The sequence below is a fragment of the Prauserella sediminis genome (genome assembly GCF_014195435.1).
Taxonomy (GTDB): Bacteria; Actinomycetota; Actinomycetes; order Mycobacteriales; family Pseudonocardiaceae; genus Prauserella; species Prauserella salsuginis.
Window position 1 is genome coordinate 1545920 of record NZ_JACIBS010000001.1, and the last position, 23296, is coordinate 1569215.

The 23296-nt window shown below is 69.1% G+C and carries 20 protein-coding genes; 11 read left to right on the forward strand and 9 right to left on the reverse strand.

The annotated features are described in order from the left end of the window. Positions 1-66 precede the first annotated feature (66 nt). Positions 67-1041, forward strand: a complete 975-nt coding sequence (locus FB384_RS06985) for an NAD(P)H-quinone oxidoreductase (RefSeq protein WP_183780430.1) — start codon at positions 67-69, stop codon at positions 1039-1041. Positions 1042-1192: 151 nt separating this feature from the next. On the opposite strand, the gene FB384_RS06990 is transcribed toward FB384_RS06985, so the two are convergent. After that, the gene (locus FB384_RS06990) at positions 1193-2392 is read right to left on the reverse strand and encodes a cysteine desulfurase-like protein (protein ID WP_183780433.1); all 1200 of its coding nucleotides are present in this window, start codon (positions 2390-2392) and stop codon (positions 1193-1195) included. Positions 2393-2689: 297 nt separating this feature from the next. On the opposite strand from FB384_RS06990, the gene FB384_RS06995 reads away from it, so the two are divergent. Next, positions 2690-3247: a bacterial proteasome activator family protein gene (locus tag FB384_RS06995; RefSeq protein WP_183780436.1), complete on the forward strand. Its 558-nt coding sequence runs from the start codon at positions 2690-2692 to the stop codon at positions 3245-3247. 38 nt (positions 3248-3285) lie between these two features. On the opposite strand, the gene FB384_RS07000 is transcribed toward FB384_RS06995, so the two are convergent. Further along, entirely contained in the window at positions 3286-4785 is a 1500-nt protein-coding gene (locus tag FB384_RS07000; protein ID WP_183780439.1) for a hypothetical protein, read from the reverse strand. 258 nt (positions 4786-5043) lie between these two features. Here FB384_RS07000 and wzm point away from each other — a divergent pair, with 258 nt between their 5' ends. The 3 genes from wzm to glfT1 are packed head-to-tail and all read left to right on the forward strand — an operon-like array spanning position 5044 to position 7759. Beyond that, on the forward strand, positions 5044-5964 hold the full coding sequence (wzm, locus tag FB384_RS07005; RefSeq protein ID WP_183780442.1) for a galactan export ABC transporter permease subunit Wzm/RfbD: 921 nt from the start codon (positions 5044-5046) through the stop codon (positions 5962-5964). 6 nt (positions 5965-5970) lie between these two features. Next, positions 5971-6858, forward strand: coding sequence for a galactan export ABC transporter ATP-binding subunit Wzt/RfbE (wzt, locus tag FB384_RS07010; RefSeq protein ID WP_183780445.1), 888 nt, complete (start codon positions 5971-5973; stop codon positions 6856-6858). Between the two features lies 1 nt (position 6859). After that, the gene (glfT1, locus tag FB384_RS07015; protein ID WP_183780449.1) at positions 6860-7759 is read left to right on the forward strand and encodes a galactofuranosyltransferase GlfT1; all 900 of its coding nucleotides are present in this window, start codon (positions 6860-6862) and stop codon (positions 7757-7759) included. A 150-nt stretch (positions 7760-7909) separates the two neighbouring features. Here the strand turns inward: glfT1 and dgoD are convergent, their stop codons facing one another. Beyond that, positions 7910-9055 (reverse strand): galactonate dehydratase, encoded by a 1146-nt coding sequence (gene dgoD / locus FB384_RS07020; RefSeq protein ID WP_183780452.1) that lies wholly within the window; start codon positions 9053-9055, stop codon positions 7910-7912. Between the two features lie 41 nt (positions 9056-9096). Further along, complete coding sequence (locus tag FB384_RS07025; protein WP_183780455.1) at positions 9097-9837, reverse strand: IclR family transcriptional regulator; 741 nt, start codon at positions 9835-9837, stop codon at positions 9097-9099. Positions 9838-9949: 112 nt separating this feature from the next. On the opposite strand from FB384_RS07025, the gene FB384_RS07030 reads away from it, so the two are divergent. From FB384_RS07030 to FB384_RS07040, 3 genes are all read left to right on the forward strand, one after another. Next, entirely contained in the window at positions 9950-10651 is a 702-nt protein-coding gene (locus tag FB384_RS07030; protein ID WP_183780458.1) for a bifunctional 4-hydroxy-2-oxoglutarate aldolase/2-dehydro-3-deoxy-phosphogluconate aldolase, read from the forward strand. Next, complete coding sequence (locus tag FB384_RS07035) at positions 10648-11586, forward strand: PfkB family carbohydrate kinase (RefSeq protein ID WP_183780461.1); 939 nt, start codon at positions 10648-10650, stop codon at positions 11584-11586. The genes FB384_RS07030 and FB384_RS07035 overlap by 4 nt, the downstream gene beginning before the upstream one ends. Positions 11587-11718: 132 nt before the next feature. After that, positions 11719-13167 carry a GntP family permease gene (locus tag FB384_RS07040; RefSeq protein ID WP_183780464.1) on the forward strand — a complete coding sequence of 483 codons (1449 nt, stop codon included), beginning with the start codon at positions 11719-11721 and terminating at the stop codon, positions 13165-13167. Positions 13168-13233: 66 nt separating this feature from the next. Here the strand turns inward: FB384_RS07040 and FB384_RS07045 are convergent, their stop codons facing one another. Then, a complete protein-coding gene (locus FB384_RS07045; RefSeq protein ID WP_183780467.1) occupies positions 13234-14007 on the reverse strand; it encodes an ESX secretion-associated protein EspG in 774 nt (257 codons plus the stop codon). 150 nt (positions 14008-14157) lie between these two features. On the opposite strand from FB384_RS07045, the gene FB384_RS07050 reads away from it, so the two are divergent. Continuing rightward, complete coding sequence (locus FB384_RS07050) at positions 14158-14400, forward strand: hypothetical protein (protein ID WP_183780470.1); 243 nt, start codon at positions 14158-14160, stop codon at positions 14398-14400. A gap of 175 nt (positions 14401-14575) precedes the next feature. Here FB384_RS07050 and FB384_RS07055 read toward each other — a convergent pair whose 3' ends face one another. Beyond that, positions 14576-16480, reverse strand: coding sequence for a glycosyltransferase (locus FB384_RS07055; protein WP_183780473.1), 1905 nt, complete (start codon positions 16478-16480; stop codon positions 14576-14578). A gap of 145 nt (positions 16481-16625) precedes the next feature. Next, positions 16626-17063 carry a GtrA family protein gene (locus FB384_RS07060; protein WP_183785095.1) on the reverse strand — a complete coding sequence of 146 codons (438 nt, stop codon included), beginning with the start codon at positions 17061-17063 and terminating at the stop codon, positions 16626-16628. A 187-nt stretch (positions 17064-17250) separates the two neighbouring features. Here FB384_RS07060 and FB384_RS07065 point away from each other — a divergent pair, with 187 nt between their 5' ends. Together FB384_RS07065 and FB384_RS07070 are read left to right on the forward strand one after the other, a co-directional pair. After that, positions 17251-18648 (forward strand): FAD-binding oxidoreductase, encoded by a 1398-nt coding sequence (locus tag FB384_RS07065; protein WP_183780476.1) that lies wholly within the window; start codon positions 17251-17253, stop codon positions 18646-18648. Further along, positions 18645-19400 carry a decaprenylphospho-beta-D-erythro-pentofuranosid-2-ulose 2-reductase gene (locus FB384_RS07070; RefSeq protein ID WP_183780479.1) on the forward strand — a complete coding sequence of 252 codons (756 nt, stop codon included), beginning with the start codon at positions 18645-18647 and terminating at the stop codon, positions 19398-19400. The genes FB384_RS07065 and FB384_RS07070 overlap by 4 nt, the downstream gene beginning before the upstream one ends. Before the next feature lie 97 nt (positions 19401-19497). On the opposite strand, the gene FB384_RS07075 is transcribed toward FB384_RS07070, so the two are convergent. Together FB384_RS07075 and FB384_RS07080 are read right to left on the reverse strand one after the other, a co-directional pair. Further along, positions 19498-21744, reverse strand: coding sequence for an ArnT family glycosyltransferase (locus FB384_RS07075; protein ID WP_228725978.1), 2247 nt, complete (start codon positions 21742-21744; stop codon positions 19498-19500). A gap of 61 nt (positions 21745-21805) precedes the next feature. Continuing rightward, positions 21806-23293: a hypothetical protein gene (locus tag FB384_RS07080; protein WP_228725979.1), complete on the reverse strand. Its 1488-nt coding sequence runs from the start codon at positions 23291-23293 to the stop codon at positions 21806-21808. Positions 23294-23296 lie beyond the last annotated feature (3 nt).

Sequence of the window (23296 nt, forward strand, 5' to 3'; positions counted from 1 at the left end):
CGCCACCGCGAAGGTATGAACCGTCGCCGCTGGGACACGCTCCGCGGAGTGACATACAGTCGCGGTATGCGCGCGATCATGCTCCGAGAACCCGGCCCTCCCGAGAACCTCGAGCTGACCGAGGTGCCCGACCCCGAGCCCGCACCCGGCGAGGTGCTCCTCGACGTCGCGGCCACGGCCGTGAACCGCGCCGATCTGCTGCAGCGCCAGGGAAACTATCCGCCACCGCCCGGCGCCAGTGAGATCCTCGGCCTCGAATGCTCGGGCACCGTCGCGGCGCTCGGCGAGGGCGTCACCGGCTGGGAGGTCGGCGACGAGGTGTGCGCACTGCTGGCTGGCGGCGGGTACGCCGAGAAGGTCGCCGTACCCGCGGGCCAGCTGCTGCCGCTGCCGACCGAGGTGGAGCTGCACTCGGCCGCGGGACTGCCCGAGGTGGCCTGCACCGTGTGGTCCAACCTCGTGATGCACGCGGGTCTGTCCGAAGGGGACGTTCTGCTGGTGCACGGCGGCGCGGGCGGCATCGGCACCCACGCCATCCAAGTGGCGAAGGCACTCGGCGCGACGGTCGCCGTCACGGCCGGTTCGGCCGACCGCCTCGAGCGGTGCAGACAACTCGGTGCCGACATCACCCTCAACTACCACGAGCAGGACTTCGTCGAGGAACTGAAGACCGCGACGGGCGGCGCCGACGTCGTGTTCGACAACATCGGCGCGAAGTACCTCGACCGCAACATCGACGTGCTGCGCGACAGCGGCCACCTGGTGATCATCGGCATGCAGGGCGGCATGAAGGGCGAGCTGAACATCGGCAAGCTGCTGCGCAAGCGCGGGACCGTGTCGGCGACGGCATTGCGCTCGCGGCCACTCGAGAGCAAGGCCGCGATCGTGGCCGACGTGCGCACGCACCTGTGGCCGCTGCTGGACCAGGGCACGGTACTGCCCGTCATCGACCAGGTGCTGCCACTGGGCAACGCCGCCGAGGCGCACCGCGCACTCGACGAGGGCGGAGTGTTCGGCAAGGTCGTCTTGACGGTGAAGTGACCGCCGCCCGTCTCCCGGGGCGTCCCGTACGCACCCGGGTGACGGGCACCCCGCGGTGCGGTTCGCCTGCTATCACGCGGTGCTGGGTGGCCGCCGCGACCGGGCGGTTCCCGGCCACACGGTCGCGGACTCCGGCGCGTGGTTCGTCAACTCAGGGAAGTTCGGCGAGGACGCGCGTCAGCTGGCCGATCTCGAAGCCGTTCGAGTAGTGGGCCAGACCGATACGGACGGCTCCGCCGACCTCGCCGATGCCGAGCGCCTCGAACAGACCACAGCTGCCGGGGTCGGCGAACGCGCAGAGCCCCTGCCGCGCGAGGTAGTCGGCGACGTCGGAGGCCTTGCGGCCGTCGGCGTAGAACGCCAGCGCCGGGATCCGCCGCACCGGTGCGCCCAGCACGGTCACGTGCGGCAGCGACCGGAGGTCGGCAGAGAGCTGGTCGAGCAGCCCTTCCTGATAGGACTTCGCCGAACCGAGCGAGGTGAGCAGCCGCTCGCGGCGCGTGCCGGTCGCCGAGTCGTCGAGTCCTGCGAGGTAGTCGACCGAGGCGATCAGCCCCGCGAGCAGCGGATACGGATGCGGGCCCAGCTCGAGCCGCTCGGGACCGGTCGCCTCCGGTGACAGCGCCGCGGGCGGCAGCTGCGACAGGAGGTCGGGGTCACGAAACACGAGCGCACCGATGGCCGGACCGCCCCATGCCTGCGCCGACAGCACGACGACGTCGGCGCCGAGGGTCGACATGTCGAGCGGGACGAACGGCGCGGCGTACGTCGCGTCGACGACCATCAGCGCGCCCGCCTGCTGCGCCGCCGAGGTGATCGGCTCCAGGTCGGGACGGGTGCCGACGGCGCCGGAAGCCGCGGTCACGGCGACGGCCTTGGTGCGCCCGCCCACGAGATCGCGGTACTGCCATTCCGGCAGTTCGCAGTTCTCGATGTCGATCTCGCCCCAGCGGGCCTTGCCGCCGACGCGGTTCATCGCGCGCAGCCACGGCGCGATGTTGGCCTCCTCGTCGAGCCGCGACACCACGACTTCGTCCCCGATCGTCCACCGCGTGGACAACGTGTCCGCGAGGCGGGCGATGAGCACCGAAGCGCTCGGCCCGAGGACCACGCCGTCGGGCTCGCCTCCCACGAGGTCCGCCACGGCGCGCCGGGCCGCGGCCACGATGCTTTCCGCCCGCTGTGAGGCCGGAAACGCTCCGCCCGGACCGGAGACCGGAGCCCGCATCGCCGTCGAGACGGCCGACGCGACCTGTTCGGGGACGAGCATTCCGGTTCCACCGTCGAAGTGAATCCAGCCGTCACCCAGAGCGGGGAACAACCCACGAATCCGAGCGACGTCAAACGCCATGGGAACAAGGTACGGAGGCGGGTTTTCGCCGCGCACCCGGGGCCCGACCTCCGGATCGACCGTCCGGATCGACGGCTGAATCCGGCGGTGGCCGATTTGCCCGGCCTGGCCGCCCGTACTGCCCGTACTGCCCGGCCGGGCACGCGGTGCGGCCGCCCCACCGACGCGGCCACCCGCCGCCGGCGCGTCGACCTCCCCCTGCCCCCGGGTCGACAGGCCGGTGCGCACCGGAAGTACCGCCGGGGTGAGTACCCTCGAAAGCTGCGACACCCTCCCGCAGCGAGCCAGGATGGAGCTATGACGGAGCCGAACACCCCGTACGCCACACCCTCCGAGGACCAGCACGTCATGGTGGTCGGGCCGGACGGTTCCCCGGTCGGCGCAGCGCGCGTCAATCCGGAGGCCGCCGACGGCGAGGCCGAGAACCCGGGCGAGTCCGTCGGCGACATGGTCGAAGAGCCCGCGAAGGTCATGCGCATCGGCACGATGATCAAGCAGCTCCTCGAAGAGGTGAAGGCTGCGCCGCTCGACGACGCGAGCAGGCAGCGCCTGCGCGAGATCCACCAGACGTCGATGAAGGAGCTCGAGGAAGCGCTCGCCCCGGACCTGCGCAAGGAGCTGGAGCGCCTCGTCGAACCGTTCACCGAGGACAGCACGCCGTCCGACGCCGAACTGCGGATCGCGCAGGCACAGCTCGTCGGCTGGCTCGAAGGCCTGTTCCACGGCATCCAGACGGCCCTGTTCGCCCAGCAGATGGCCGCCCGCGCCCAGCTCGAGCAGATGCGCCGCGGCCTGCCGCAGGGCTCCGCCGAGGGCGCTCCCACCGGCATCGGCAACCCGGGCCAGTACCTGTAACCGAGGCCGAACCCCGAGTTCCGTCGACCGGAAGGCCGTCAGTCCTTGAGGCTGTTCAGCCAGCGGTTGACGGTGACCGAGTAGTCGTTGCCGTACTGCTGCTCCCCGCGGGCGACGGCGGCGCGGACCTTCACCTCGACCTGCTGCGCCCACTCCGGCTTGGCGAACACGAACTGCCAGCTGCCGCTGCGCGCCTGGAACGGCCCGATCTGTGAATATCCCGCCACCGCGATCGGAATGTCGAGGTCGTGCACCGTGTCGGGGATGTTCTCGCCGGGCGACGGCACGACGATCACCGCCGGATCGTGGGTCCGCACCACCGAGTCGGGCCTGGCGCCGTCGGCGATGAGGCCGTCGTTGCGGCCGCTGTAGTCGACGGCGTTCCAGCCGCTGTAATACGGGATGACGCCCGGATCGGCGACCGCGACGGTGCGCGCGCCCGCGGGCACGTCCGCGTCGGCGAGCGCCCTGCCGATGGCGGCGTGCGTGCGTTCGAGATCGACGCCGGTGTTCGCCACGGCGGGCAGCCCGGGCGACATGACGCCCGCGACCGCCACCCAGCCGACCGCGAGGATGCCGACACCCGCCTGCACGAACCGCACGCCTGCCATCGCGGCCACGGCCACGCCCGACGCCAGGCACAGCACGGGGAACACGGTGAAGGCGTAGCGGTGGAGTGCGTCGGCCTCGGGCGGGCCGAACAGTACGAGCGGCACCCCGGCGGCGAGCACCGTCACGCAGAAGAACACGCCGACGCGGCGCAGCTCCGGCCACGTCAGCAGCGCCACCGTCAGCAGCAGCAACGGGGCGAACACCACGACCGTCGACCACAGCCACGCCCCGTCGAACCCGATAGAGCCGACAGCGTCGCTCCACGGCTTCGGCACGAGGTGGCTGTACTGCACGATCGTCCACACCACGCAGCCCGCAGCGAGCACCGCGGCGATCGTCAAGCCCACGCGCGCCTGGCCGGACAGCCGGCGCGACCGGAACCAGACGATGAACCCGGGCAGCACCGCGATCAGCGCCTCGGGCCGCAGGGTCGCGGCGAGCACCAGCAGCAGCGGGGGTTCGAGGTCGACGACGTGACGCTCCTCGACGACACGCATCCCCAGCACGGCCATGCGCAGTACGACCAGCGCCACCAGGCCGGTCTCGAGCCCGCCCGCGAGGTGGAAGTACGCCGGAAGGAACAGCACGTAGGCGCACCCGGCCACGACCGCAGCGGCACCGTCGACCGCGCGCATCAGCAGCACCAGGGTCGCCACCCCGGCCGCCACACCCGTCACCTGCGCGACGAGCACCGGGTCGGCACCGAACAACGCGAAGAGCGACTGCCACAACGTCCACAGGAGGCTGGTGAACCCTTCGACCGGGTTGTGGTCGCCGACGTTGTAGACGAGACCGTGCCCTTCGGCGAGGTTCTGGGCATAGCGGGCGTCGACGAAGGTCGCGTCGGTGACATACGACCACGCCATCCAGGTGCCGAATGCGAACAACACCAGCAGGCCCGCCGCGGTCACGGCCAATCGATTCACGGCCGCAAACTATCAGCGGCGCCACCGGCCTCCGAGACCTCCCGCCTCCTCCGAAATGGGGACCGACAAACGGCGTTGACCTGGCATTTCGGGCCCGTTTACACCCACATGGGCGATATGGTGACCGCAGAACCCGACGCGCGCGTTCGCGCTTTCGCGGCAGCAGTACCCTCGTATCTCGTGCATGCCACAAGCACTTCGACGGCCACTGATTCGCCGGGCAGCGAATCAGGCGACAGCCCAGGGACGAAGTCACCGATGAACGCCGACACGACCGACACCGCGCCCGTTCCCGGCAGCCGGTCCTTCAAACGCGCCTTCGACGACATCCGTTCGGGCCTGCGGCAGACGGAACTGTGGGGCCACCTCGGGTGGCAGGACATCAAGCAGCGCTACCGCCGTTCGGTGATCGGCCCGTTCTGGCTGACGATCACCCAGGGTGTCATCGCGCTCGGCCTCGGCCTGCTGTACTCCCAGCTGTTCGGCCTTCCCATCGAGACTTTCCTGCCCTACATCGTCACGGGCTTCATCGTCTGGGGCTTCGTCAGCGGCTGCATCACGGAGGGCATGCAGACCTTCATCTCGAATGAGGGCCTGATCAAACAGATGCCGGCGCCGCTGACGATCTACGCGCTACGGACGGTGTGGCGGCAGACGTTGATGGCAGCGCACAACGTGATCGTCTACGTGATCATCGTGGCGATCTTCTTCCCCGCGCTGTCGCAGCAGTACGGCGTCCAGGACGACGCGTGCACCACCGGCAACGGCCTGTGCCACCCCGGTATCGACTGGTCGATCCTGTCGGCCGTGCCCGGTTTCATGATCCTGGCGCTGAACGCGGGCTGGGTCACGCTGATGCTCGGCGTCATCTCGACGCGCTACCGCGACATCCCGCAGCTCATCAACTCGCTGATCCAGCTGCTGTTCTACCTGACGCCGATCGTGTGGCCGATCGACCAGCTGTACGCGGGCAACGGCCGCGAGGGCGTGTCCTGGGCACTGCCCATCATCGAGCTCAACCCGCTCTACCATTTCGTCCAGATCGTGCGTGCGCCGCTGATCGGCCAGCACATCGACGGCAAGAGCTGGATCGTCGCCATCGCCATCACGATCGTCGGATGGGCGCTCGCGTTCGTGGTGATGCGCAACTACCGTGCCCGTGTCTCGTATTGGGTGTGACACCAGATGGTCAGCATTGACGTGCGCAACGCCTACGTGGACTTCCCGATCTTCGACGCCAAGACGCGGTCGATGAAGAAGCGGGTCCTCGGCAAGGTCGGCGGCAAGATCGGTTCGGACTCGAAGGTCCCCATCATCGAAGCGTTGCAGGACGTGAACCTGCAGCTCTCCGACGGCGACCGGCTCGCCCTCGTCGGCCACAACGGCGCGGGCAAGTCCACGCTGCTGCGGCTGCTGTCGGGCATCTACGAGCCCACCCGCGGGTCGGCGAAGGTCACGGGCAAGGTCGCGCCGGTGTTCGACCTCGGCGTCGGCATGGACCCGGAGACCTCCGGTTTCGAGAACATCATCGTCCGCGGTCTCTTCCTCGGGAAGAGCCGTAAGGAGATGGAGAAGCGCCTCGACGACATCGCCGAGTTCACCGAGCTCGGCGACTACCTCGCGATGCCGCTGCGCACCTACTCCACCGGTATGCGCGTGCGCCTCGCCCTGGGCGTCGTCACCTCCATCGACCCCGAGATCCTCATCCTGGACGAAGGCCTCGGCGCGGTCGACGCGTCCTTCATGAACAAGGCCCGCGACCGACTCAAGGACCTCGTCAAACGCTCGGGAATCCTCGTGTTCGCCAGCCACTCCGACGAGCTGCTGCTCGAGCTGTGCGACCAGGCCATGTGGATGGACGAGGGCCGGGTGCGCCAGCACGGCAGGCTGCGCGAGGTCCTCACCTCGTACAAGGGCAAGGACCCGTTCCAGAACGTCAGCCGCGAGGTCCTCGAACGCCTCGGCCAGGCCAACCCCGACGACGTCGCCAAGCCCTCCGACGGCAAGGTGGACGGCAGCGACGGGCAGGCCGCGGACAAGTCCGCCGCCACGGCTCCGGCGAACGGTGGCTGACATGGGCGCCCTCCCCGAAGGCGCGATCGCCGCCGTCGTCGTCACCCGCAACCGCCGTGAGCTGCTCGCGGAGTCGTTGAAGGTCGTCGAATCGCAGACCCGGCCCGTCGACCACCTGATCGTCGTCGACAACGGCCCAGAGGAGGAGTCGGCGCGCGACGTCGTGGAGGCGTACTCGCGGCCGGTCACGTACCTGCCGTCGTATCGCAACCTCGGCGGTGCAGGCGGGTTCGCACTGGGCATGCTGCACGCCCTGGCGCTCGGCGCCGAATGGGTGTGGCTCGCCGACGACGACGGCAGGCCGGCCGACGAACACGTCCTCGAAACGCTGCTCACCGAGGCCGAACGGCGCGGGCTCGCCGAGGTGTCGCCGATGGTCGTCAACATCGACGAGCCCGAGAAGTTGGCGTTCCCGCTACGGCGTGGTCTGACGTGGAAACGCACCTCCTCCGAGCTCGGGGAGGACTTCCTGCCCGGCATCGCCTCGCTGATGAACGGTGCACTGTTCCGCGCGTCGACCCTCGAAGTGACGGGCGTGCCCGACCTGCGGCTGTTCTTCCGCGGTGACGAGGTGGAGCTGCACCGGCGGCTCGCCCGCTCCGGCTTGCCGTTCGGCACCTCGCTGCGCACCGCATACCTGCACCCGAACGGCTCGGACGAGTTCAAGCCCATGCTCGGCGGCCGGTTCCACGCGCAGGATCCGGAGAACGAGGTCAAGCGCTACTACACGTACCGCAACCGCGGATTCCTGCTGTCACAGCCGGGGATGCGCAAGATCGGCGCACTCGAGATCGCCCGGTTCGGCCTGTACTTCGTGGGCGTCAAACGTGACCCGAAGGCGTTCGTCGAGTGGTTGCGGCTCGTCCGCCAAGGCCGCAAGGAACACTTCTACCGCTACTGAGCTCCCCGAGGGACACCTTGGTGGCATCGAACGCCCCCAAGGGCACCTTGGTGGCATCGAACACAGCCACGCGCCAGCGTGCCGTTGAGGGGTGGTGGTCGGGCCGGCGGGCGGGCGCCCCAATCTTCCCCTCGCGCGTGGCACCCTCCGTCACCACTCGGCGAAGCCGCCGTCCTCGTGGCGCCAGATCGGGGAGCGCCACCGATGCCCAGTCTCCGCGGCCTTCGCGACGGCGGCCTCGTCGATCTCGACGCCCAGGCCCGGCGCGGTCGGTCGCTGGACGTAGCCGTCGGCGAACGCGAACACCGCTGGGTCGGCCAGGTAGTCCAACAGGTCCGAGCCTTGGTTGTAGTGGATACCCAGGCTCGTCTCCTGGATGAGCGCGTTCGGGCTGGCGAAGTCGACTTGCAGGCTGGCCGCAAGTGCCACCGGGCCGAGCGGGCAATGCGGTGCCAGCGCGACGCCGTAGGCCTCGGCGAACGCGGCGATCCGCCGGCATTCGGAGATACCGCCCGCGTGCGACAGGTCCGGCTGAACCACGGCAACGCCCTGCGGCAGAACGTCACGGAAGTCCCACCGCGAGAACAGCCGCTCACCCGTGGCGATGGGGATGGTCGTCGACGCGCAGATCTTTCCGATGTCCGCCGACAGCTCCGGCACCACCGGTTCCTCGACGAACATCGGCTGCAACGGTTCCAGTTCACGGCACAGTACCCGCGCCACGGCCGGCGAGATCCGGCCGTGGAAGTCGACGGCGACGTCGCGGTCCGGGCCCATGACCTCGCGCACCGCCGCGACGCGGTCGACGGCTGCCCGGATCTGGGCGGTCGTCTCCAGCGGCCGCATCCGCCCGGTGGCGTTCATCTTCACCGCGGTCAGACCGGCCTCGACCTGCCTGGCGGCCTCCTCGCCGACCTCGGTGGGTTCGTCGCCGCCGATCCAGCAGTAGATCCGCATCGTGTCCCGCACCGCCCCGCCCAGCAGCTCGTGCACCGGCACACCGAGCGACTTGCCGCGGATGTCCCACAACGCCTGGTCGATGCCGGCCACCGCGCTGGACAGGATCGGACCGCCCCGGTAGAAGCCGCCCTTCGTCAGCACCTGCCAGTGATCCTCGATGCGCGTGGGGTCGGCGCCGATCAGGTAGTCCGACATCTCGTCGACCGCTGCCGCGACAGTATGCGCGCGGCCCTCGACGACCGGTTCTCCCCAGCCGACGATGCCGTCATCGGTCTCCACTCGCAGGAACAGCCAGCGAGGCTCGATCAGGTACGTCTTGATGCTGGTGATCTTCACGGGCGATGTCTCCTGTTCGGTGCCGGGTAGGGGCGGCCGGGTCAACCGCGGTGGCCGAGGTCAGCGGCGATGGCCTTCGCCGCGGTGGCGAGCCGCGGAACCAGCCCGCGGAGCGCGTCGACGTCGGGGGACGCCTGGATCGTGGTGATCGAGACGGCCGCATCGACGCCGGACGACTGGGGCACGGGGATACCGATGCAGTGCACGAGCGGTTCGAACTCGCCCAGGTCGGTGGCGTAGCCGCGGTCGGCGGTCACACGCAGCTCGGCGAGGAACGCCTCGGGGGTCGTGATGGTCTCGTCGGTGTGCTGTTCGAACCCGCACCGGGCCATCAGCCGGTCCCGCGACTCGGGCTCGAGGCCGGCGAGGATCGCCTTGCTCACCGACGACGTGTGCAGCGGCACGGCACGGCCGACGCGCGACCACATCCGCATCGTCGCCGGGTGTTCGATCTTGTCGACGTAGACGATCGCATCGTCGATGAGCTGCGCCAGGTGCACCGTCGCGCCGACTTCCTCGGCCAGTTCCAGCAGGTGGCCGTGCGCCGCGCCGTGCAGATCCACGTTGTCGAGCGCCTGCTGGCCGAGCTCGGCGAGCCGCAGGCCAAGGCGGTACTTCCCGTCACCGCCGCGTGCGATCAGCCCGTCGGCGAGCAGCGGCTGAATCATGCGCAACGCCGTGGAGGAGTGCACGCCCACGGCCTCCGCGAGCACTGACAGCGACCGCGGACCGTCGGCCAGCTGGCGCAGCACGAGCACCGCCTTGGCAACCGTTGTCGACATCTCACTCCTTGACCTTCGACCGCGCAGCGTACAGACTGATGCAGAATTTACAAGTCATTTGCAGATATTGCAACCTATGCGAACACGCCACGGACTCACCGGAGGTATGGCGATGAGCTCGACGAAGCCCCCGCAGAGCGGGGCCTCCGAAAGCAGTGCCGCCGGCACCACTCCCGAAAGCGGGGCGCTGCTCGGCGACGCCCTGCGGAGTACGCGGATCGTCGCGATCCTGCGCGGACGCTCCGGTGAGCACGTCGACGCGGTCGTGGACACGCTCGTCGACGCCGGCGTGCGCTGTCTGGAGATCACGATGAACACCCCCGGCGCACTCGACGCCGTCCGCGGCGCCGCGGAGCGGCACGGCACGTCCGCAAAGGTGGGCGTGGGCACGGTGCGCACGCCGGAACACGTGAATCGTGCCGCCGAGGCAGGCGCGGAGTTCGTCGTCGCACCCGACACCGACTCCGACGTGGCGGCCCGCGTGCACACACACGGCCTCGGCTACTTTCCCGGCGCGCTCACCGCCACCGAGGTCACCACCGCCGCGAAACTCGGCGCGACGGCCGTCAAGATCTTCCCCGCGAGCCTGACCGGTCCCGGCTACATCCGCGAACTCCGTGCCCCACTCGACGACATCGAGCTGCTGCCCACCGGCGGGGTGACGCTGGATCTCGTGCGCCCCTACCTCGACGCCGGGGCGTGCGGACTCGGCATCGGCAGTCCACTGCTGGGCGACGCCCTCGACGGCGGCGACCTGGGCGAGCTACGCAGGCGCGCCCACGCATTCCTGGCCGAAACCGGGGCCGCCGCATGAGCGGGCTCGTCACCCTCGGCGAGGCGATGGCCGTGCTCACCTCGCCCATCGTCGGACCGCTGCGGCATGCGCCGAACCTGACCCTCGGCGTCGCCGGTGCCGAAGCGACCGTCGCGATCGGCGTGGCCCGCCTCGGGGGCCAGGCCACCTGGATCGGGCGCGTCGGCGACGACGAGTTCGGCAGGCTCATCCGGATGACCCTCGCCGGTCAGCAGCTGCCCGCCGAGCACGTGCTGACCGACGAACACGCGCCGACCGCGCTCATGGTCAAGGAGCGGCGGACCGGAACGCGGACTCGCGTCTCCTACTACCGCACCGGCTCCGCAGGATCCCGGCTGCGACCGGCCGACGTCGACGAGACCGCGGTCCGGCGGGCCGGCGCACTCCACCTGACCGGCATCACACCCGCACTGAGCGAGTCCGCCCGCGACGCCGCGTTCGCCGCGGCCGAGACGGCCCGCGCCGCCGGCGTGACGATCTCCCTCGACCTCAACTACCGCCGCGCGCTGTGGACTCCCGACGAGGCCACCGCGGCACTGCACCCTCTGGCATCGGCAGCCACCGTAGTGTTCGCCACCGAGGACGAGGCGCGACTGCTCGTGGACGGCTCCGACCCGGCACAGCTAGCCCATGCCCTGGCCGCACTCGGACCGCGCGAGGTCGTGATCAAACTCGGCGGGGACGGCGCGGTGGCCCTGACCGATGGGGAGATCGTCACGGTTCCGCCGCGGCCCACCACCGTCGTCGACCCGGTGGGCGCGGGCGATTCCTTCGCCGCCGCATACCTGGCCGCCCGACTCCGCGGCGATCCCGTACGGCAGCAACTGGACGACGCGGCCGCGGCCGGAGCACTGACCGTCGCGGTCAGAGGCGACTGGGAAGGCCTCCCCGACCGCAGTGAGCTCGCCGCCGGCGCCAGCGACGTCACCCGCTGACAGACCGCGCCGACCTGAGCGCTCGAGTCCGAGCAGCGCAGCCGATCGCAACGACCGAACCCGTTGCCACCAACAGCGCAATCGCCGAACCCCGGGCACACGAATTCACTCAGTGTTGAGAAAAGGAAACCGATGGAAGAGATAACGCCGGCCTACGGAGTGGGCCCACTGCTGGCGATCGCAGCCGGTGCCGTCGCGCTGCTGCTGTTGCTGATCATCAAGTTCCGGGTGCACGCGCTCATCGCACTCGTACTGATCAGCGTGCTGACCGCGGTGGCCACGCGGATCCCACTCGACGAGCTCGTCGACACGTTGATGGGCGGTTTCGGTACCACCCTTGCCGAAGTCGGCCTGCTCGTCGGCCTCGGCGCGATGATCGGCCGCCTACTGGAAGTCACCGGAGGCGCGGACGTCCTGGCCAATTCGCTGGTCAACCGGTTCGGCGCGAAACGGGCCCCGCTGGCCCTCGGCGTCGCCGCCCTGTTCTTCGGGTTCCCGATCTTCCTCGATGCCGCGTTCGTGGTGTTCGTCCCGATCATCTTCAGCGTCGCCACCCGTTTCGGCGGTTCGGTGCTGTTCTACGCGCTGCCGCCGCTCGGCGCGTTCGCCGTGATGCACGCCTTCGTCCCGCCACATCCCGGCCCGGTCTCGGCAGCCGAGTTCCTCGACGCCGACATGGGCCTCGTACTGCTCGTCGGCCTGGTGATCGCGGTGCCTACCTGGTACCTCGCAGGCTACGTCGGCGGCAAGATGATCGGACGCCGCGTGGACCTGGCCGTGCCGGCCCTCTCCCTCGCCGGTACGTCAGGAACCAACCACGGCACCGGTGACTCGGCTGACGGAGACACGGCTGACGGAGACACGGCTGGTGGAGACACGGCAACCGGGGATTTGCCCTACCCGAGGTTCCGCACCGTCATCGCGATCCTCCTGCTGCCGATGGTGTTGATCTTCCTCGACACCGGTCTGAACACCCTCGGCACCGCAGGCGTCGTCGACGCCGACGCAACCTGGGTGCAGGCACTGCGGGTACTCGGCGCAACCCCGATCGCACTGCTCGTCACGGCGCTCGTCAGCCTCGTGGTGCTCGGCCGCGGCCGTTCCCGCGCCTCGGTGGAGAACATCGTCAACGGAGCGCTGGCGCCTGTCTGCGCGATCATCCTGATCACCGGCGCGGGCGGCATGTTCGGTGAGGTGCTCTACGTCAGCGGCATCGGCCAGGCCCTGGCCGAAACGCTCAAGGACCTCGGCATCCCGCTCATCCTCGCGGCGTTCCTGATCTCCACCGGTCTGCGCGTGGCCCAGGGTTCGGCCACAGTCGCACTCACCACCACAGCCGGCCTCATCGCGCCGACCCTCGCCGCGACCGAAGGCGTGACACCGTTGTACCGCGCCCTGCTGGTGATCACGCTCGCCTGTGGCGCCACCGTGCTCTCGCACGTCAACGACTCCGGGTTCTGGCTTGTCGGCCGCTACCTGGGCATGGACGTCAAGACCACACTCAAGACGTGGACGGTGCTGGAGACATTGATCGGCGTCATCGGATTCGGCCTCGTGCTGGTGCTGAGCATTTTCGCTTAGCACCGCCACGTAGTCAGATCGCGACGCGTGGCTCGGCGGTGCGACCCGCACCGCCGGGCCACGCCGCTACAAGTACGGTTCGAGTTGGGTGTAGAGCTGGGAGACGATGCGGGCGTTGTCGGCCGGCGCGTAGGTGGCCCACTTCTGGCCGTCTTCGGCGGCTCGCTGGGTGCCCAGGTGCCGGCCGTCCTCGTTGTCGAACCACATCACGGGATCCAACTTGGCGGGCCTACCGCCGTCGCCGGGCACGAACGCGGTGATGAATCCGATGCGCTCCATCTTCTTCTCGAACAGCCGGGCAACAGCCCGTTCCTGCGACGTCGTCTGTGACGACCGCGGGGCTTTGACGCCGCCGAACGGGTCGTAGCCGCCTTCCGCCTGCCGCGACTTGCGCGCGGCGGGCACCGGCACGGTGATCGATTGGCCGGGGGCGGGTTTCGTCAGCGGCAGTAGGTCCACCAGCTCTGCGACGAAGTTCGTGGGCCGCACCTCGGTGAACGTCAGCATGTTGGCGTCCTGGCGCACGAGGAGGGCGAACTGGCCGTCGGAGACCGACCGCGCGTAGATCTCCTCCTCGTCGGCGAGCTGACCGGCCAGGGCCACGATCAGTGGCGCACGAACGAAGGTCTCCAAGGCGGTTTCGGCGGCCGGCTCGAGCCGGCCGCCGCGAGCCAGGCCGCGTGTCTCGAGGTCGCGGAACACGGCCTCGCGCACCTGGTTGCGTTGGGTGTGGGTCGTGCCCATGTGCGGGATCTCGAACGGAAACGGCGACCTCCCGAGCTTGTACTGCTCGAGCAGGATGTCCACTGCCACCAGCGACAGTGAGAACGTTTGCGCCATCTCTCCCCCGGTTCTGCTCCGCCTGCGGGCAGCACGTTAGCAGCCCCGCCTCATCCGACGGTTCCGCTCCCGGAAATGCGGCGGCCTCCCGACAATCCGCTGTCGGCGAACCGCCTTGCCCACACCCGTCGGCGGTGACCAGGCTGAGGTATGACCGAAACCAAGCCCGCGCTCGTGCTGCACCTCGTCAGCGGCGGCGAACCACTGGTGTTCCCACTGCACGCCGACGCCGTCGACGAGGTGACCAGCCAGCTGAACCTGCATCTCGACCACGGGTCGGTGCAGAGCATTCGCGACGCCGACGACCGCACCGTGCACGTCAACTTCGCGCACGTCGCCGCGGCGTACGTCGACGATCTGCAGCGATCCGGCAAGGTGTTCGGCATGCCGTGACCGCGAGCCCGCCGAGACACCGCGGTGCCGCAACACCGGAGCCGCAATGCCGTGGCGCTACGACTCCGGTGCTACGCGGTTCTCCGGTGCTACGCGGTTCTCCGGCGCTACGACTCCAGTGCTCCGCCGTGCTGCGGTGCCGTGGTGCGTGACGCAGGCCGAACACCCGCACGGATCAGAGTTCGTAGAGGCGCTTCCAGTTCTCGCGGCTGGTCAGCTCCGGCATGGCGCGCTTGTACTGCGCCTGCACCGCCTGCCCCTCCTTGCGGAGACGGCTGACCACCTGGACCGCACGCTTGCCGAGGTCGACCATGCGCTCCTTGTCGTAGGACCGCACGCGCACTCCCTCCTGCGAGGCGTCGGTGACGACGGCCGTCTTGAACAGCGCGATGTGCCACCAGTGCGCCTCGTCGGCGGGGACGGCGCCCAGGTTGAACCGGTGCTTGCCGAGCGCACGGTTCACGATGCGCTTGAGCAGCACGGCGCGCTGCATGCTCGGCCGCGGCGCCGTGTTGTTGATGATGATGTTGTTCGACGGGATGCCCGGCACGTTGGTCGGGTCGTGCCGCTTCGTCTCCGGGTACTGCCCGCGGATCTCGCGGATCTCCTTCATCGCCGCGACACCGCCGTCGTGCAGGATCTCCGGACCCTCGAGGAAGTCCTCGACGGCCTTGATCAGCGTCGCCGTAAGGCCGTACTGCATGCCGAGCAGGTAGCGCACCACCTGCGCCATCAGCACCCGCGAGAGCAGGTTCAGGTCGAACGGGCTGTGCAGCGCCGCGGTGATGATCGAGTTACGCAGGTTGAAGTAGCGGTGCCACTCGTCCCAGTCCTTCCAGTGGAAGTCGGCGTGCCACACGCCGGCGCCGGGCAGCGTCACCGTCGGGAACCCTGCGGCGCGGGCGCGGTAGCTGTACTCCGCGTCGTCCCACTGGAAGAAGAACGGCATCGGGTAGCCGACCTTCTGCACGACCTCGGACGGGATCAGGCACGACCACCAGCCGTTGTACCCCGCGTCGAGCCGGCGCTCCTGGCGGACCTTCTTGCCGCGCCGGTCCACCCCGAGCAGGTCGGCGGTCTCCGGGCTGTGCGGCACCGGCACGCCGGGCTGCAACGCGTTCAGCTGCGCGTACTCGGCGCCGACGTGCAGCTGGTTCGGGTGCAGCAGGTTCAGCATCTGGCCGCCGACGATCATCGGGTTGGCCGCCTTGTTGGAGAACGCGGTCAGCCGGATCACGATGTCCGGCTCCAGCAGCACGTCGTCGTCCATGAACAGCACGTTGGCGTGCTCGGCCGCAGCCTGGCCCGCCACCTCGTACAGGCCGCGGGTGAAGCCGCCCGCGCCGCCGAGGTTCGGCTGCTTGATGTACTTGAGCTTGTCGCCCAGCGCCGCGGCCACATCGGCGAATCCGTCGCGCGAGTCGACCGTGTCGTTTCCCTGGTCCGCGACGTAGATCGCGTCCAGCGTCTCCAGGGCTGGCAGCGAATCGGCGAGCGTGCGCAGGTTCGACAGGCAGTCGTCGGCGCGGTTCATCGTGCAGATCGTCACCGCGGTCGGACGGATCTCCTCGGGCGCGTCGACGGTCCAGCGCACCTGGGAGACCGTGAGCCGCTCCATGGCGTCGGTCTCCAGGTCGAGCCACAGCCCACCGCCGTCGACGAACTTGTCCAGCTTCGCCTCGAGCGTCACGGTGCGCTGTACGACGTCGGTCATGGCCTCGGCGGCGACCGTGCGTGCCTCACCCGCGACGTCGGATGCCCGCACCATCAGCTTGCCGGAACCGCTCACGATCGCCTCGACCGTCACCGACCGGACAGCCGTCCAGCGCTGCCAGTACGACGCGGGGAACCTGCCGAAGTAGGTGTTTCCCGTGGCCTTCGCCGACGGCTCGAGCGTCACCGTCTCACGGTCACGCGACGCGACACCCGCGACGACCTCGAGGTACAGGTCCTTGCTGACGACCGCGGACGGCCCCTCGAACAGGCCTCGCTGCGCGAGCAGACGCCCCGACGCCGGGGTGTGGGCCTGCAGCAGCGAGCCGGCCGTCGCCTCGGTCGTCACTGTTGCTTCACCGGACATGAGAGGCGTCCTCCAAGTAGTACAGGGCACCGGATTTGAGGTTCGACGTGTTCACATCGCGGAATCGGCACCTCGTCGGCGTCACTCCAACGCGCGAACGCCAGTAAGGTACAGGCCGCCCCTCAGCGGTTCGCACCAGGCTTCATCACCCACGTGATTCCCGGAACACAACCCATTTCAACATCACGAAATTGATCACGGTGGCCGTTCCCTGCGCGATGACCCACGCAGCCGCGACCCGCCACCGGAAGTCGTCGGACAACATCGCGAGCATCAGAGCGTTCGTTCCGACGTTGACGAAGAACGTCGTCGTGTAAAGCGCCGCGAACCCGCCGATCTGCCCGGCACCACCCTTTTGGGCTGCCGTAAATGTGAAGCGACGGTTAAGGAAATAGGCGGTGGTGGTGCCGGCGATGAAACTGAGCGCCTTCGCCAAATGCACCCACGTACCGGCCTGCAGCAACAACCAGTACAGGCCGGAGTCGACCAGTGCGCAGAACCCACCGATGAGAACGAACCGGGCGATCTGTGCCACCAGACCGGGCGATGCGGGCCTCGCCGCCTCGCCGGCAGGAGATTCCATCGTTGTCACCGCTGCACCTTATGTTCTGCCGACCGTGCGTGTTCTGCGTGTCGTGTTCCCGCGAACCCGGTTCCGACCTGCGTTTTTCCGGCCGACTGCTCCCGAAGGCGCCGCGTCGATTCCGGGTCCGTGCTTATCGAGTGTAGGGATCGGACATTGTGGCACCGGAGACAGGCCATATCTCGAGATGGTTACCCTGACTCGAGTGAGCACACCCACTCCCGAACGGCACATCGAGCGGCGCACCCTGGCCGGGTGGGGCAGGACGGCCCCGACCACGGCGAACGTGCTCGCCACCCCGGACGTCGAAATGATCGCGCGCGCGGTCGCGCAGGCGGGCGAACGCGGCGTCATCGCGCGTGGCCTCGGCCGGTCCTACGGCGACCCGGCGCAGAACGCCGGCGGCCTCGTCGTCGACATGACCGCGCTCGACCGCATTCACTCGATCGACCCGGACGAGGCGATCGTCGACGTCGACGCGGGCGTCAGCCTCGACTCGCTGATGAAGGCCGCCCTGCCGTACGGCCTGTGGGTGCCGGTCCTGCCCGGCACGCGCCAGGTGACGATCGGCGGCGCGATCGCCAACGACATCCACGGCAAGAACCACCACAGCGCGGGCAGCTTCGGCAACCACGTCGTATCGCTCGACCTGGTGACGGCCGACGGCCGCGTGCGCACCCTGAGCCCGGACGGCCCGGAGTCCGACCTGTTCTGGGCCACCGTCGCCGGCATCGGCCTGACCGGCATCATCGTGCGGGCCCGGATCAGGATGACGCGGACGGAGACGGCGTACTTCATCGTCGACAACGACCGCACCGACGACCTCGACGGCACGCTCGAGCTGATCAGCGACGGTTCCGACGAGAACTACACCTACTCGTCGGTCTGGTTCGACACCATCTCGAAGGGCCGCAAACTCGGCCGGGGCGCGTTCGCCCGCGGATCGCTGGCCAAGCTGGACGACCTTCCGCCGAAGCTGCGCAGCGAACCGTTGAAGTTCTCGGCGCCGCAGCTGCTGACCGTGCCGGACGTCTTCCCGAACGGGCTGATGAACAAGCTGTCGCTGAGCGCGATCGGCGAGTTCTACTACCGCTCCACCCCGAAGCAGGGCCGCGGCGCGATCCAGAACATCACGGCCTTCTACCACATGCTCGACCTGGTCGGAGAGTGGAACCGCGGCTACGGCAGCAACGGCTTCCTCCAGTACCAGTTCAGCACGCCGCTCGGCGCGAACGACGGCCTGCGGCGGATCGTAGAGAGGGTCGCCCATTCCGGGCACTACTCGGCGCTGAACGTGTTCAAGCGCATGGGCGAGAGCAATCCGGCGCCGCTGTCGTTCCCGCACCCGGGCTGGATGGTCTGCCTCGACTTCCCCATCAAGCCCGGCCTCGCGCAGCTCTGCAACGAGCTCGACGCGATGGTCCTCGAGCTCGGCGGACGCCTGTACACGGCGAAGGACTCGCGCACGACCGCGGAGACGTTCCACCGCATGTACCCGCGCATCGACGAGTGGAAGAAGATCCGCCACTCCGTCGACCCCTACGGCATCTTCATCTCCGACATGGCCAGGAGGCTGGAACTGTGATCGACGCGGTGGGCAACCCCCAGTCGCTGCTGCTGCTCGGCGGCACCTCGGACATCGCGCTGGCGATCGCCGAGAAGTACCTCGCCCAGCGCCCGCTGCGGGTCGTGCTGGCGGCCCGGCAGTCACCGCGCCTCGACGAGGCCGCCCAGCGCCTGCGCACCGCCGGCGCCGAGGTGGAAACGGTCGACTTCGACGCCACCGACACCGATTCGCACCCGCTGGTGATCGACAAGGCGTTCTCGGGCGGCGACATCGACGTGACCGTCGTGGCGTTCGGCCTGCTCGGCGACGCCGAAGAGGCGTGGCAGGACCACGCGCAGGCTGTCGAAATGGCGACCGTGAACTACACGGCACCCGTGTCGGTGGGCGTGGCGCTGGCCGAACGGCTCAAGCAGCAGGGCCACGGCTCGGTGATCGCCCTGTCGTCGGTCGCGGGCGAGCGCGTACGCAGGTCGAACTTCGTCTACGGTTCCACGAAGGCCGGCTTCGACGGCTTCTACCTCGGCCTCGGCGAGGCACTCGCGCCGTACGGCGTCCGGGTCACGGTCGTGCGCCCCGGCCAGGTGCGGACGAAGATGACCGAAGGCATGGACAAGGCCCCGCTGGAGCAGACCGCCGAGTCGGTGGCCGACATCGCCGTCGACGCCGCACGCCGCGGCAAGGACCTCGTGTGGGCACCCGGCACGTTCCGCTGGGTGATGTCGGCACTGCGGCACGTGCCGCGCCCCATCTTCCGCAAGCTGCCCATCTGACGACCCGATCGCGACGCTGACGACAGCGGCTCCGCCACCCGACCGCGGTGGCGGAGCCGCTGTTTCGTGCGCGGCGATTCCGTTTCGAGTGCGGCGGCTACTGCGTGACCCAGTAGCCGTAGCTGGTGTACTCCGGGTACGGGCTGAGCAGCGGCCGGACCGGTTCGAGGGTGACCTCGGCGTCCTTCGACGTCACGAATTCGCCGGGGATGTCGAACGAGCGCGTGCGCCAGGCGTCGCGGTTCGGGCCGAGGTCCCAGACGCCGACCTCGCGCCCGTCGACGCGCACGCGCACGAACTGTTCGACGCCGTTGACCATCACCCTGCTGGTCAGTTTCGCGTCCTGACCGGGCTTCAGGTTGCCGACGCGGAACGTCTCACCACCCAGGATGTACCGGCTGCTGTCGATGACACCGTCCTGCCGGCGCAGGTCCGTGTAGGGCTGCACCCCGGGCTGTTCCATCTGCGGTGTGTAACCGTGGCCGGTTTCGGAGTCGAGCGAACCGACGTCCACGTGGTCGCGTACATCCCCGGGAACCGGCGCGGCGTCACCCGTGCCGGCGAGGCTCCAGTTGGCCTTGCGTACCGTCAGCTCGTCGAACGGGACGATGCTCCACCCTGTGCTGTCGCGCGGCACGTTCAGTTCGAACGTCATTTCCGGCTGCGGTTCGAACACGCCGGTGTCGACGAACGAGTGCATCGCCGCGCCGGGCCACTGCTCGTACACGGCGAAGTAGTCGGGCCGCTCGCCCTCGGGCATGGCGCGCAGCTTCTCGTACAGCGCGCCCGGGCCGTGGTTGCTGGCCTCGGCGAACCCGTTCGTGGTCAGACCGATCGTGTCTACGACCTTGCGCTCGCTGTAGTACGCCACCGCGCCGACGTCCTTGACACCGACGACGGCGTCCGGCGGCAGGTTGCCACGCAGCCACGCGGCGACCGAGACGTTCGTGTCCCGGATCGTCGCCGCCTCCCAGCCGAACCGCCACGCCCACTGCGGCAACGCCATCAGCGAGAACAGCAACGCGACGGCCGGCAGTAGGTGCAGCGCCGCTTGGCGGAACCGGCCGCGCGCAACGAGCCGCGACACGGCGTACAGGCCGATGACCGTGACGACGATGTACAGCGGCAGGAACGGCTGGAAGTACCGCAGTTCGTGAATCAGCGCCGTCGACAACGTCGACACCGACAGCACGATGCCGGCGAACGCCACGGCCAGGGCGATCGCCAACGACCGCCACCGGCGGTGCTTGACCAGCAGATACGCCAAACCGAGCACGAAGACGATCAGCATGCCGGGGAAGGCGTAGTTCTGCCCGGACAGGCCGTTGAAGAAGCCGACGGCACCCCGAAGGTTCTCCGTGGCGCGCTGGACGAAGTCCCCGATGTAGAACGTGGGCCGGTCCGACATCAGCGACTTGGACTGCACGCCGTTGGCGGAGAACGTGCCGGTGGCGATCCAGTAGAACAGGTACTGGCCGACCGGGGCGAGCAACGGCAGCAAGGCCCACGATGCCGCGCGCGGGCGCCGCGTGTGCCCTGCGCGCCTGCCTCCCAGCGTCGTCCACAGCATCGCGCCGATCAACGCGATCGCCAGCACCATGCCTTCCGGCCGCACCAGCGCGAGCAGCACGCCCAAGACAGGCGTCCAGCGGAACCGGCCGTTGGGGCATTCCCGCACGAACAGGTACACCGTCCCGACGGCGAGCAGGGCGGTGAGGCCGACCTCCATGCCGCTCGCCGCGCCCCACATCAGCGGGCCCGACACCGCCGTCAGCACTCCTGACCAGATTCCGACCACACGACCCACGAGCAACCGGCCCAAGTGGTACGTCAGGCCCGTCGCGAACGCGGTGCAGACGATTCCCGTCGCTACGGCGTAGCCCAGCAGGCCGTTGCCGCTGAACCCGAGCAACCAGCCGACGGCCAGCACGAACGAGTACAGGATGCTGCTGGCCCCCGTGCTGATCGGGTCGCCGGGGTTGAATCGGAACAGCTCACCACTGCCGAGCTGCTTGCCGTACTGCAGGTGGATGTAGACGTCGTCGAGCGGTGCGATGAACGTGCCCTGGTTCCACACCATGTCGACGACGACGAACACGACCGCGACGAGCGCCGCGGCGGAACCGAGCAGCCAGGCGATCGGATCCCGCCCCGACAGCACATGCCGGAGTCGTCCCGCTGCGCCCGACGGCGTCGTGTCCGACGAGGTCGCCCTGTCGGACGAGGCCGCCGTATCCGGGGAGACCCCGTCCGTCGAACCAGCGGCCCCGGAGTCCGGGCCGTCACTGGTCGGGCCGCCGTCACTCTGCGCGGTCATGGATGCGTCCGCCTCGTGTGTCGTCATCGCTCCTACCCGTTCGGCCAGGAACAAGCTACCGGGTATGCGCGAAAACGAAACGTCTGCGTCAACGGATGCGGACCAGCGTGAAGTGGCCGATGCCGGTCGCGTCCGAATGGACGGTCCAGGTGTCCGGACCGTCGCCCGGTCCGGAGTCGTACAGCAGTCGATACACCGGCGAGAGCGGTTCGCGGTCACGGTCGAACCACAGGTAGTTGACTTCGAGCAGGGCCGACCCCACCGGGCCGGATGCGGACAACCGCTCCTCGAGCAGTTCTGCGACACGGCCGCGGTCGGAGAACGCGTCGACGATTCGGCATTCGCAGAAGTACGCGAGTGAGCCGATCTCACCCGGTGACCGAACCGCGGCGGTTCCCACCCGACGGCCCAGTTCGGTACCGACGCGGGCGTAGTCCTGGGCGCTCGCCCAGTTGCCGAATATCACCGGCGAGCGCCACGGCACACCCCGCTGCACCTCGACCATCGCGGTGGCGACGACGAGCCCGGCGACCGCGCCCAGCAGTCCGAGCGCGACGACCGGTCGCGGCCGACCATCGACGCCACGGTCACCGTCCGGTTCTCCACGCCGATGACCCCACCAGGCGCCGAGCGCGAGGACGCCGCACATCGCCAACGCCGTCAACGGCGCCACGTAGTACCAGTGGTACGGCCCGACGCCGAGCAGCACGTAGGCGCCGTAGTACGCCACTCCCCCAGCACCGAGTCCGGCGACCACTCCCAGTGCGGGGCGGTCGGCCGCCACGAGCCGGACGATCACCGCAGCGAGCAGCGCGACCACGCCCAGGCCCGCCGGCACAACGGCCAGCAGGACAGGGACGCCCACACCTTCGAGGTACATGCCGATGCCGGTGGGGTACGTCCACGGGTCGAACAGACCGTCCTGCGACTGTTTGATCACCAACGTGTCGGGCACGGCCGAGCCGAACGCCACCCAACTCAGCACATGCCAGGGCAGCGCTACCGCGACCATCGTCGCGAACGCCTGCCACCAGCGGCGCCCGACCGCGCGAGCTGTCGCGACCGCGAACATGACGACCACGAACACGGCCAGGTCGAGCCGCACGAGCACCGCCAGCCCCGCGAAGACACCGAACCACACCGCACGCCGCTCGACCGTGGCTGCCGCGAGGCCCGCCAACGCCGCCGGGATCAGCAGTACCTCGAGGCCGATCGCCGACAGCACGAATGGATTGACCACGACAACGGCCACCCCCAGGAGAGCCACCGGCGCCGGGAACCGCAACTGGGCCGCCAACCGTGCCCACGCCCACCCGAGCGCCGCCGTCGCGCCCACCGTGACAAGTCCGAGCGCCACGATCGGCTGCGCATCTCCGAACAGCCCGGTGATCGCGGTACCGAGCGCCAACAGGATGACGTTCAACGGCGACGTGGCCGAGTTGCTCACGACGCCCGGGATGATGCCCCATGTGCCGTGTTCAGCGAGGTTCCTGGCATAGGTGAGCGTGATGTACGCGTCGTCGGTCAGACTCGCCCTCGTGAACAGGAAGACCAGCAGCCCGCCAACCGCGGACATCCC